The following is a 12,258-nucleotide window of genomic DNA, read 5'->3' as shown; positions in this document are numbered from 1 at the left end:
AAAAAGCCAAGAACGATCACACACATTGCCGTAGATTAAAATGGATTGTCGGTATCAATAAATGTTGAGGGAATTTGTAAGTGTGTTTGTAAGTAATGAGCAAGAGCTTTTGGTCCTACTTTTTCTGTTGCGGTATGTCCAAAAGCTAGAAAGTGCAAATGATTTTCCATAGCCGTAGACCATGCGGGTTCATCAAAATTTCCCGTGATAAAGCAATCTACGTTGCAAAGAATAGCTTGAGATAGCTCTTTATATGCTCCTCCAGAAATCAGTGCTGCAGAAGAAATGATTTCTTTCCCACCAAGCGCTTGAGCTTTTATTGGAGATTGGTAGTAGGCGGACAAGTTTTCTATAAATAGTTTTATGGGCGTAGGAGAGAAGGAGCCTTGAACTCCAAGATGGGGAAGAAAGCTTCCGAAAGGTTGAAGATTGGTCCATTGCAAATCATGAGCTACCTTCCAGTTATTCCCGATAAGGGGATGAGCATCCAGGGGTAGGTGATAGGCGAGTAATTGTATGTCATGTTTGATCAAGTATTGTATTCGATCATAGAGCATGCCTGTGATGGGATAGGGCATGCCTTTCCAGAATAAGCCGTGATGTACAATCAAGACATTAGCTTCTATTTCAATAGCAGCCCGTATAGCGGGCAAATCTGCAGTTACTCCAACTGCTATCTTTTGAATATCAGAACCTGGGCTGCCTACTTGCAGTCCGTTAGGACAGTAATCAGGAAATGATTCCGGAGAGAGTAGGTCGTTTAAGTAGACTAGGAGATCAGCAACTTTCATGTAGGATAACAATAGTTAGGAGAATTCGTTTTTATTATTAATTCACAAATGAAAATTCCTGACAATCTTTACTAAGTGCTTTGGTCTAGAGTTTAAAATACAGTGTAGTGTGATTGGAGTTCTTAGATTTTTCAATCTATGATTATTCTTGTGTCTGTATTTTTAATGCTTTTGTTATTAAGGATTTACGTTATGAGATGAAGAGAAGTAATGGTTTAATTAAAAAAATAGAGATTTACTAATTAATTAATTATCCATAGACTGCTTCTGCCAATGCGTCAGGGCTTATTATTTAATCTGTTGTCCTCCCTGTACTCAAGAGAAAATTATTCTCGATAGTTAATTCTATAAGGGAGACGAATGACCTGTTTTAGTACTTTTTGTTGTTATTCTCAATCATCTTTAGTTGATGATAGTTCACATACTTGTAATTCACGGCGTTTATATCGGTGTGCTTTAGCGATCACTAACATTTGCTTTGCGATTCTTGCTCTTGTTTGCGCTGCTTTTATTGTTAGTGGAGCTTCTGAACTTATAGTGATTTTAGGTTTAGTGATTTCTTTAGTCCTTTGTGGAGTTCTCTTAGTAATTAATCTCTGTTGTTTTAGGAACTCTCATGTTGTCGTAGCGCATATCGTTGATTCAGAAATGGATGGGGTTGGTGGCTCCAATCAAAGAAGTGTAACAGGCTTAATTTCTGAGACCAATTTGATAGGAGATTCTCATGTTGTTGGAGACGTATTGGAAGAGGAGTTGCCTTTAGCTGTAGATAAAGTTGATGAAGAGTCTTTAGCTAGTGTTTCCGAGGTTGCGTCGGATTTTCATACTGCTGGAGAGGAGTCTATGGATGGGGAGTCAACGTCTATTTTAGATACTGCCTTTCAACTATCTTCTTCTAGTGTTGATGAGACCTTGATTAGAGAAGAAACAGATACAGCAGACTATAATTTAGGTTTGTTGTTTGACAATTCATTGACAGTAGATACAGAAACTACCCTTGATGCTGAGGGTTATGTAGGAGAAGAAACCCTAATTCCAGCTAGCTTTCACAGCGCAATTGGTAGAAATTACCCTGGAATGATTCATCAATTGTGTATTCAGGAGAATCTGACAATTCAAGAACTCCGCCTTCTTATAGAAGGAGTCAATCAAGGAAACTCTATTGAAAGTTACCCTAATAGCCTAAAAACAAAATTGCAGAATTTTTCCTTTTCCCAGCTACAAAGCGAATCTCTTGGTACTGGATTACGTCCTCTGGATGATGTTTTATTAAAAGAATGTCCTTTTTACTTTATCAATAGATTGATTGCCTTGGGAGATAGGACACTTCCTGAATCTCATCGATTATCTCCTGAAGTTTATTGGACAAGCCGTAGGGGATTTGCTCATACTTCTGATACAATCTTCACGCCTTTCATTTGGATTTTATCGCGCACAGTATCTAGAGAAGAATACCTCACGCTTCTTGAACATGCTGAGAATGAAACGTGGTCGCAAGTGCAGGATATCATTGTTACACTGCAACGTCGTATAATCGATAGTATAAGTAGCACATATCAACCAAGTTTCTCATTGAGAGTCTTTGATTTAAAATCGGAAGTAAATAAACCTAACTCTTTCCTTTACTTATGTAAACACGGAGTGAGTTGGGAGCAGTTACAGTTATTTACGAAATTAGATAGTCGTTCTATCGATTTTCTTTGCGAAATTGAATTGCAAAGTCGAGGGGGACATCTATGTAGAAATATGATGTCTACTTTCCCTTATACCCAAGCAGTGGAAACAAGCTTTGATCCTCATGTTACCCTATTTACATGGGATGAATGGATAGAAGACTATCAAGATAGCTCTAGTAGAAGTTTGAGATGGAGAACCCATGAATCCACAATCCAGTTGTTAAATCGTAGACGGGATGGGGGAGAGCCTTTACCAGAAGTCTCAGTGGATCATACTATGCTTTCCGGACAACCTTATTATGATTATGACATGAATACAGGAGCTAGAACGAGAACACATTAGTGTATTTACAATGCACTAAAAGAATTTTAGGAACGTACCCCTCAACTTGCTATGCAAACATCGAGTCAGAGGCTGGACAACAAGACTTTAGCTGAGGAGAAATTATCAATTTTCTCACTCTGAGACGACTGTTTTGTAAAACAATGTATTTTTATAATTCCGTAGTATTCCCTACTGTAGTTTATCTTAAATGGCTATGTAGTTAAGAGTCATTCAACTGTATTTTCAGAGTTAGATTTCCGTTATTCTAACCGGAAAATTCTGAGATTTATCCATTGTTTTTTGTTTCTAAAAATGCGTATATTTCCTCAGATTTATTTCATTCATTGGGTAGTATAGCGTGCATCCTTTACAGTCACCTTCTCATTTAGGATCTAATGCTGCTTCGATATTAGTAATCAAAGAACGTAAGGCGCAGACGTGTATTGCGGATAGTTTACGTAAACATGCTTTTGCTATAGCGAATAGTGTTTTTCTTGCTTTAATTACTACTTTCGCAACTTTGATGATTTGTGGGTTAACTCAACCGTTAATTATCCTGGGTTTGGTCATCTCTATCATTCTTTTGGGTGTCTCTTGTGGGTTATTGATTTATCGTGGGGATAAGTTAAAGTTGAAACCTTCTATTCCGCAAGGTTTTGCTTCTATAATTCAACGTGAATTCCCTTCGGTTATTTATGATTTCGTGGTTCAGGGAAAGTTGTCTCTGCAAGAGTTGCGTGCAGTGATCTCGGGACTATCTTCTGGAAATTTTGTTTTCCCTTCACAGAAGTGTCAAGAAAAGGTAGAGAAGTTTGGTCTTAAGCGTTTACAAGCAGCTTGTCAGGGAATAGATCTTCCTGATTTAGAGAAGCTCTTATTAAAGAGTTGTCCTTTGTACTTTTTTATGGGTAAGTTTATAGATTTGGGTTCTAGAGAGCTTCCTAATGCAGAGGGTATGGAACCTGAAGTGTATTGGGTATGTCGCACAGGATTATCTAGTTGCTTAGATACGGCTTTTCATCATTATCCTTGGCTTTTTTCTCGAGTAGTTTCTGAATCTGAATACCAAAGTTTATTAAATCATGCTCATAATAATACTTGGAATGAAGCGCAGCCTATAGTTGAAGGCATTCGTTCTCGACTTATCGCTGTTCTTCCACATGTGTTTGTTGATAGTTTTCATGTCGATCATAGTTGGGTGTCCTGTTGTTTAAATACCTACCAATGGGATTGGTTACTGTTCTTATGTAAACATGGTGTTTCTTGGGAGCAATTACAGTTACTTAAAGAGGTAGAATGTAGAGATATGGTCTTCCTTTCTTTATTCAATGAGGCAAATGGAGGCATGAATTTGGCACGCCTCATGCCTGTTACATACCCCTATATGCATCAAGAAGGCTCTGAGTTTGATTCTTCATTGGCTCTACTCACTTGGGACGAGTGGATTCACCATTATGAGGAGAACAAAGAAAGCCCTACATGGCATTTTTATGATCAGACCCTAGCATTCTTCAATAAGAGTAGTAGTCGAGAACTTGTAGAGAGGCGCAGTCTCTCTCATATTCCTATTTATTCCTTAAATCGCACGACAGGAGAAAGGACGCTGAATTAGCATCTTTTTAACTTGGGTTGTATTTCTATATCTTAATAATATTTTCTTCTAATTTTCTTGCATTATTCATTTTTAGTTCTATCGAACAATAGATTTAGAGGGGACCGGTTTTTTTATTGTTTTTAATTTTGAATATAATTAAAAGCTTTTGGGCTCTGCTCTGTTTTTCAAAAATATAATCTAGGACATGTTATGAGTGGCGATAGTATCTCCCTAGATGGGCGTCTTCGGAGTGCTTGGATTTCTCTGAGTTTGAGAAGTAAATAGCATTGCCCGTTAGATAAGTTATCTCACCATGCTGCGGCTATTACGAGTATAGTATATTCTGTCTTTAGTGGCGTTTTCGTGTTTTTACTTGCCTACGGATTTTCTCACCCCTTGATTATATTCGGCCTCGTCTTATCTTTGTGTATTGTCGGCATAACATCTGTTTTGGCATTGCGTCGTTTTTTGCATGAGTTACACCATCCTCTTCCTTCAGGATTTCGCCGCGTATTAGAGAAAAACTATCCTCGGGTTATTTGTGATTTAGTTTTTGATCATGCGCTTAATCTTAAAGAATTACGAGCTCTTCTCTTGTGTATGTCTTCGGGGAATTTTGATCTACTACCTGAGGAGTGTAAGGGGAGGGTGACAGCTGGTGATTTTGAGCGTTTACACATTGCTTGTCATGGGGTGCAGATTCCTGATTTAGAAACTCTATTATTAAGGAATTGTCCTTTATATTTCATAAATAAGTTTATCCAGCTTGGTCCTAGAGAACTGCCTGAAGCAGAACACATGGAGCCTGAGATCTATTGGGTGAATCGTGTGGGGTTGTCCGATGTGAACCTAACCGCTTTCCACCCTTGTGTTTGGTTATTAGCTCACATTGTTTCTCAGGAGGAATACATAACGTTATTAGAACATGCAAGACACTCTACTTGGAATAGCATTCAAGATCTTGTTAACGCGATACGTTTGAGGATGAACCATTCATTAGAGGGAATGACTGAAGATGAGAATTTTACGTCGTTATTGGCATGTCTGAATCAAGCTCCTGCGGCATGGTTGTTAGCATTTTGTAAACACGGAGTGTCTTGGGAACAATTGCAGTTATTTAAAGATGTAGATTGTGATTTATCACTTTTTCTTCACACATTCGATAAGTCACGAGTTAGTGGTGTGCTTATGGAGTTAATGCTTGTTGTTTGTCGCTACATTGATGAGGAGAACATCGAAAATTTCGATCCTAAAATTGCATTGCTTACTTTGACTGAGTGGATGAATTACTATTATCGAGATGATCAGCGTATGTATGGTCTCCATAAAGGAGCGCTGCAATTCTTTAACAAACGTAGTAGGCATATGTTACAACAACGTAACCTTTCACGAGAGCATCTCAATTACTATATGCTAAATAAAGATACAGGAGACAGATTTTTAAAGTGGATTTATTCAGAATAGGATTCTCTATAAATTCGCATTCATTCTCGCACAAAGAAAACAACGTATTATTGAACATAAGAATATGTGCTGGAGATTGTGCCAGTGAATCTTTGATAAATATACAAGGGCGTTTTTGTATTATTTGCATAAGGAAAACGGCTCTAAAGTTACTATCTCTCTAATCGGTTGGTGTAATTTATTTTTTTGCGATTTCAGCCTATAGAGCTCTCATCGATCTTCTTACAGATTCTTCAAAACTCCATGGTTTCATCACTAAGCAGATGGCATTTTGAGGTATTTTTCGTGTAAAATATTTGGAGTTATTTTCTTCTACAAGTATGCAGGACTATCGCAAGTGAGAATTGGCGATACGCTAAGCTTCCCATAGTGTCTAAGAAAGACATGCCGCTGTATAGCCATAGTAGATAAAGTATGAGCAACACACTCTTTATCTCATATCTATAGGGAACAGTGATTGTGTTATCTGGATTTAGGTTTAGAGACTTATCCGTTAAATATAAAGGTTAAATCCTTATTTTAGAATCTTAGTGACCACCAAAATACATTTTCAGAAAAACAGATGGGGAATCATGTTTTAGATAAACTACAGATCGTGATGGTAAGGATTTTCTTCCTAGACTTGCTTATAAAACTTGGGGAGAATGGAGACAACGCAGTGGGATTTTATGATGTTTAGATTACAGGGAGAACTATCCGTATCTTGGATCTTTCTGTTAGAGAACATCCTCATTTGACCTCACAAAGACAATTATATTAGTATGATTTAGGCTGTGAGTTTTTGTGTGAAAATGCAGATATTTTCTAGCTAAAGGATAGAGAAAGGTAAAACAAATAGAGGTGTTGTGAAAGAAGATCCCTATTTAGAAGTAAAAAAACGGTTAGCTTTTGAAGCAGCAAACTTGGTGGAGCCAGGCATGCTGTTGGGGTTAGGGAGTGGCTCGACATCTAGAGAATTTATCAAAGCTGTTGCTAACAAGCATAAGCAAGAAAATTTAGATATTCATGCTGTTGCTTCTTCAAAAGAGTCGTATTCTCTAGCCATGAGTTTAGGCATTCCTTTAGTTAATGACGAAGAGTTTACGGAAATAGATCTTGCTGTTGACGGTGCTGATGAAATCGATCCTCAATTGCGTATGATTAAAGGTGGAGGTGGAGCGCTCTTTCGTGAGAAGATCTTATTACAATCCAGTCGTCGACGGTTGATACTTGCAGATGAAAGTAAACATGTTCAGGTGTTAGGGAAATTTGGTCTTCCTATAGAAATTAGCCCTTTTGGTAGATCTTCTATTATTGCTACTTTGGAAAGTTTGGGGTATCTAGGGAAGTTAAGAAAACATCCTCATGGAGGATTTTTTATCACCAATAACGGAAATTATATTTACGATATTCATACTCCAAATGTATATCCTCATCCCGAGGAAGACCTGCTGAAGCTGCTACAAATTCATGGTATTATTGAAGTCGGGTTTGTTATAGCGAACGTTGAGGTATGGTTTGGTTATGCCAACGGTCAGATTGGTAAAAAGAACACCGGTAGAGTATGAGTATAGAAAAAGAGCTGCTCCAAGATACCCCTTTGGTTTTACTGAACTTTTATAAGTTAGTCAGCTTTTGTCATTATGCAGGAATAGTCTTAGGTACCGAAGAAAAGAAATTTGCGATATATGGGCATGTATCTATGGGGCAGGCTTTTCAAAATTCCGATCCTACGCATTTTGCCTTGTCAAGACCATTGACCCATGATTTACTAAATTTTGTTTTTTCAGGTTTTGATATTCATGTATTACGTGTTGTAATTAGTGATTACAAGGATAACATTTTTTATACGCGTATGTTTTTAGAGCAAAAACAAGGGGATTTCCTCTATGTCACCGATATTGATGCTCGTCCGAGCGATAGCATCCCTTTAGCGCTTACACATAAAGTTCCTATTCTTTGTGTGCAGTCGGTGTTTGATGCTGCTGTAGCTTATGAAGAATAGAAGAAAATCCCATGGTATCTTATGGCTAAAATTCCCTATGCTATTTTAGAGAAAGGTTCGTTATTATTAGCTTCTCCTGACACAGATCAGGGAGTATTTGCTCGTAGTGTAATTTTGTTATGTGAGCATAGCCTCAATGGTTCTTTTGGTCTCATTTTAAATAAGACATTGGGTTTAGAAATAGCTGACGATATTTTTACTGTTGATAAAGTATCCAATAACAACATCCGTTTTTGTATGGGAGGCCCCTTACAAGCGAATCAGATGATGCTTTTGCATTCCTGTTCAGAAATTCCCGAACAAACTTTGGAAATTTGCCCTTCTGTATATTTAGGAGGGGATCTATCTTTTTTACAAGAGATCGCTTCTAGTGAGACAGGACCTATGATCAACCTATGTTTTGGTTATAGTGGTTGGCAAGCAGGACAATTGGAAAGAGAATTCCTAGATGGGAATTGGTTTTTAGCTCCTGCAAGTTATGAATATGTATTTACCGATTGTCCTGAAAATCTTTGGTCTATGATTCTTAAAGATTTGGGAGGTAAGTATGCTTCACTGTCTACAGTTCCTGAGAATCTGTTGTTAAACTAGCTTATATTGTTTATTTACTGTTCTCTCAGTCTTTTCCTAGGTTTTAAAGTTGTCATGTTTCAAAATAACCCCGGACTTTCTTAGGGGGTTATATGTCAGTTATTGAAGAGTCAACCATGACTTACGCAGAAGCTTGTCGCTATTTTCCTGGAGGAGTCAATTCTCCGATACGTGCGTGTATTCCTGTGGGGATTGTTCCTCCCATTGTCTCTAGTGCTTACCGCGATATTTTCATAGACAGTTTTGGTAAGACATTTATTGATTTTTGCGGGTCTTGGGGATCGTTAATACACGGTCATAGCCATCCAAAAATTTTAGATGTTATTTGTAATTCAGCACCTAAAGGCACCTCTTATGGTCTCACTTCAGAAAATGAGATTTCTCTAGCAGCTACCTTATTTTCCTGTTTAGAGTTAACGGACAATAAGGTGCGGTTTGTCTCATCTGGTACGGAAGCGACAATGACCGCTGTGCGTCTTGCTTGTGCAACTACAGGGCGTGCCATAATTATTAAATTTTTAGGATGCTATCATGGACATTCCGATGTTTTGTTAAACGGTATCTCCATAGATGAGAGCACTATACACCAGGTTCCTCATATTGTAGATACCTACTTTTCGGGAAATCCTTATTTGCCTCTGAATTTGATCTTGCCTTACAACGATTTGCAGATTTTCGAAGAAGTTATGCTTCAGGTGGGGGAACGCGTTGCCTGTGTCATTTTTGAACCTATAGCTATCAATATGGGGGTGATTCTCCCACAGCCTGGATTTATTGAGGGTGTTATCGCTACAAGTCGCAGGTTTTCAGCCCTAACGATTATGGATGAAGTGGTGACAGGATTTCGCATGGGAATTCGGGGTGTGCGCTCTATCATGGATGTAGATTCTGATATTACTGTGTATGGGAAAATCTTGGGAGGAGGTATGCCGGTAGCTGCATTCCTGGCACACCAGAGGATTATGGATCATTTACTTCCTTTAGGAAAGGTATTTCAAGCAGGAACACTTTCTGGGAATCCTATTGCTATGGCTGTAGGAAAAGCTTCCATAGAGCTATGCCGTGAAGTAGATTTTTACCCTAAATTAGAGAACCTTGCACAAAGTTTCTTTGCTCCTATAGAAGAAGTCATTCGTAATCGAGGTTTCCCCGTATCTTTAGTGCGAGCCGGTTCGATGTTTTCATTTTTCTTTAGAGAAACACCCCCAAAAAATCTCAGTGAAGTGCAGGAATGTGATCAACACATGTTCGGAGTATTTTATCGTCATGTCTTTGCTCAGGGAGTGTATTTATCTCCAGCCTCCATGGAAGCGAGCTTTCTTTCTTCTGTACACAGTAAGGAAAATCTAGCCTATACTCAAAATGTGCTTATTGATAGTTTAGTGAAAACATTCGATAGCCTTTAAAATACAGGGGCTTCTCAAGATTTTGAGGATGTGGAGTATGGAGGCAAAAAAACGCGCTCGTATTTTCCAAATACTTTGTGTTTTTCCTTTGGAATTAGGCAGATGGATGGGGTTCACTTGTGCAGTGATAAAAAGCTTCTCATGGAAGAAGAGCTTATTTCGTTCTATAAGTATTCAGGGTTATGATATCGGCGTAGCTTCTCTACCAGTCGTGATGCTTACTGGCGCTGTAACAGGAATCGTTTTGGCTTTGCAGTCCTATTATCAATTGGGAATACATGGATTGTCCTGCGCTATAGGATTTTTCGTGGTAAAAAGTATTTTAGTGGAAATAGGTCCTGTTCTTACCGCTCTCGCCCTTTCTGGAAGAGTAGGAGGAGCAATTTCTGCTTTCTTAGGAACTATGCGCATGACCGAACAAGTGAGCGCAATGGAAACTTTAGGAGTAAATCCCTTAGAATACTTCGCTTTACCAAGAATCATTGCAGGCATTATGGCTATGCCTGCTTTGGTCATTGCTGCAGTTTGGTCAGGGATCTTTTGTGGATACTTACTCTGTCGTTATGCTTTTCAATTGTCAGCACAGGTATATTTGCACATGGTCTCTGGGAATGTATTCCTATCCGATATTGTGATGGTCATTGTGAAGTCTTTAGTATTCGGATTTATTATCACCTCTTTAGCTTGTTATCAGGGATTAGGGAAGCATTGCCGCATTACAGATGTTGCTAAGGTAACTACTGCGGGAGTTGTGACTTCATATATTTCTATTTTATTTGCTAATTGTGTGATTACAGCATTCTTTCATGTTCTAGGTTACTAGGGAGGGGTGTGGTAGAGCCCTGGATTTCTGTAGATCGCATTTATAAGAGTTATTGCAATACCGAAGGTCAAGGCCATACGGTATTGCAGGGGATTTCTTTGCAGGTATTTCCTGATGAGTTGTTGGTAATCCTTGGAAAATCCGGCACAGGGAAAAGCGTGCTTCTTCGGCATATTATAGGGTTAGAGGTTCCCGACTCTGGAGAAGTGCGCTATGCTAAAGAACTGACTCATAAAGGGCGTTTAAAAGATTTTACTATTGGTATGGTGTTTCAGGGAGGCGCTCTCTTTGATTTTCTCTCTGTTAGAGAAAATGTGGCTTTCGGTCTTCATGCCTATAATGAACGACATAAGGTATTTTCCCAACGAGAGATTAACGCTAAGGTAGATCAAGCTTTGTCTAATGTAGGATTAAGTTATGCTGCAGATTTTATGCCGAGTAAATTATCAGGAGGTATGGTAAAGCGAGTTGCCTTAGCTCGATCTTTAGTCTATTCTCCCAAGCTTGTCCTTTATGACGAGCCTACAGCAGGTTTAGATCCTATGACGAGTCGGGAAATGACACACTTAATCTTCCAATTGCGAAAAGAGCAAGGAATAGGAGGTATAGTCATCACTCATGATATTACATTAGCATTAGCGCTTGCAGATCGCATTGCTATCCATGATCAAGGAACTATACCCCGCATCTATACAAAGGAAGAATTTATAAGAACAAACGATGCTTTGGTTAGGCAATTCTTTGCCGGTCATCAGCATGGTGAAATGCTGATTAAGGAGGGCTCTAATGTCTAAGGAAGATCGTAAATCCATATTTTTTGGAGTATTTCTTTGTGTAGGAATTCTAGGTTTATTTTCTGTCATGCTATTCACTCCCAAAAGTCGTGGAGATGGAAAACAGGAAATCCATGTGGCCTTTACTCACCTTAGTGGAGTCAGTAAAGGAATGAATGTGTGTCTAGCAGGTAAGATTATTGGTTCTGTAGCTTCTGTACACAATATTATGGATAAGGGAATTTCCCGAGATTCCGGACAATTGTATTGCTACGAACTCGTTTTGAAAATCGATTCGGGAATTGCTCTTTATAAAGATGATATTTTTGCTATGTATTCTCCTAAAATTATAGGCGAATCTATAGTGAATATTATTCCTGGAAAGATAAGAGATGAAAACAATCGTTTGTACTCTCAGGATTTAGTCTACGGTAATAATATTGATCCTATTGAGAAATTGATACAGTTTGTTGATAAGGCAGACAAAGCCTTGGGGAAACTCGAAACAGAAACTGCCCATATGTATGAAAAATTATCTTCCTTGGTTGATGACGAGCGAGACTCTTCATTAATCAAGCAGGCTCGGTTAGCAACAGAGTCTATACACAAAAGTGCTAACAGATTAGCGGATTGCTTAGATGGTGAGCGTATAGCCCGTCTCGATGGGCTAATGAGTGACTGTCGGGAGATCGCTAGTACCGTGAAAGATTACGGATTATTATATCAATACAACTCGCAATGGAAAAAACAGCAAAAAATAAAAGATAAGAAAAAACAATTGTTACAGAAGCAAGAAGTCGCTTTGGAAAATAGATAGATTTTTTGTTTTAT

At 38.5% G+C, this 12,258-nt stretch carries 10 protein-coding genes and 1 pseudogene; 10 read left to right on the top strand and 1 reads right to left on the bottom strand.

Going from position 1 to position 12,258, the window contains the following annotated elements; translation table 11 throughout:
• Nucleotides 1-35: 35 nt before the first annotated feature.
• Complete coding sequence (locus FI836_RS00765) at nt 36-791, bottom strand: Nif3-like dinuclear metal center hexameric protein (RefSeq protein ID WP_006343308.1); 756 nt, start codon at nt 789-791, stop codon at nt 36-38.
• Nucleotides 792-1,151: 360 nt separating this feature from the next.
• Here FI836_RS00765 and FI836_RS00760 point away from each other — a divergent pair, with 360 nt between their 5' ends.
• From FI836_RS00760 to FI836_RS00715, 10 genes and pseudogenes are all read left to right on the top strand, one after another.
• Complete coding sequence (locus FI836_RS00760; protein ID WP_014943902.1) at nt 1,152-2,810, top strand: DUF1389 domain-containing protein; 1,659 nt, start codon at nt 1,152-1,154, stop codon at nt 2,808-2,810.
• A 340-nt stretch (nt 2,811-3,150) separates the two neighbouring features.
• Nucleotides 3,151-4,404: a DUF1389 domain-containing protein gene (locus FI836_RS00755; RefSeq protein WP_014943901.1), complete on the top strand. Its 1,254-nt coding sequence runs from the start codon at nt 3,151-3,153 to the stop codon at nt 4,402-4,404.
• Nucleotides 4,405-4,596: 192 nt separating this feature from the next.
• A pseudogene (locus FI836_RS00750) lies at nt 4,597-5,850 on the top strand (DUF1389 domain-containing protein).
• Nucleotides 5,851-6,695: 845 nt separating this feature from the next.
• Nucleotides 6,696-7,397 carry a ribose 5-phosphate isomerase A gene (rpiA, locus tag FI836_RS00745; RefSeq protein ID WP_014943898.1) on the top strand — a complete coding sequence of 234 codons (702 nt, stop codon included), beginning with the start codon at nt 6,696-6,698 and terminating at the stop codon, nt 7,395-7,397.
• Nucleotides 7,394-7,834: a bifunctional nuclease family protein gene (locus FI836_RS00740; protein ID WP_014943897.1), complete on the top strand. Its 441-nt coding sequence runs from the start codon at nt 7,394-7,396 to the stop codon at nt 7,832-7,834. Before rpiA ends, FI836_RS00740 begins: the two co-directional genes overlap by 4 nt.
• Nucleotides 7,835-7,855: 21 nt before the next feature.
• Nucleotides 7,856-8,425 carry a YqgE/AlgH family protein gene (locus FI836_RS00735; RefSeq protein WP_006343301.1) on the top strand — a complete coding sequence of 190 codons (570 nt, stop codon included), beginning with the start codon at nt 7,856-7,858 and terminating at the stop codon, nt 8,423-8,425.
• 92 nt (nt 8,426-8,517) lie between these two features.
• Complete coding sequence (locus tag FI836_RS00730) at nt 8,518-9,831, top strand: aspartate aminotransferase family protein (RefSeq protein WP_014944561.1); 1,314 nt, start codon at nt 8,518-8,520, stop codon at nt 9,829-9,831.
• Between the two features lie 37 nt (nt 9,832-9,868).
• Nucleotides 9,869-10,654, top strand: coding sequence for an MlaE family ABC transporter permease (locus tag FI836_RS00725; RefSeq protein ID WP_006343299.1), 786 nt, complete (start codon nt 9,869-9,871; stop codon nt 10,652-10,654).
• 8 nt (nt 10,655-10,662) lie between these two features.
• Nucleotides 10,663-11,448, top strand: a complete 786-nt coding sequence (locus FI836_RS00720) for an ABC transporter ATP-binding protein (protein WP_014943895.1) — start codon at nt 10,663-10,665, stop codon at nt 11,446-11,448.
• Nucleotides 11,441-12,244 (top strand): MlaD family protein, encoded by an 804-nt coding sequence (locus tag FI836_RS00715; protein WP_014943894.1) that lies wholly within the window; start codon nt 11,441-11,443, stop codon nt 12,242-12,244. The genes FI836_RS00720 and FI836_RS00715 overlap by 8 nt, the downstream gene beginning before the upstream one ends.
• Nucleotides 12,245-12,258 lie beyond the last annotated feature (14 nt).

It is taken from the genome of Chlamydophila parapsittaci (assembly GCF_006385615.1).
GTDB lineage: Bacteria > Chlamydiota > Chlamydiia > Chlamydiales > Chlamydiaceae > Chlamydia > Chlamydia psittaci.
Note: the sequence above shows the minus strand (reverse complement) of the source record. Positions and strands in the feature narration are given on the sequence as shown.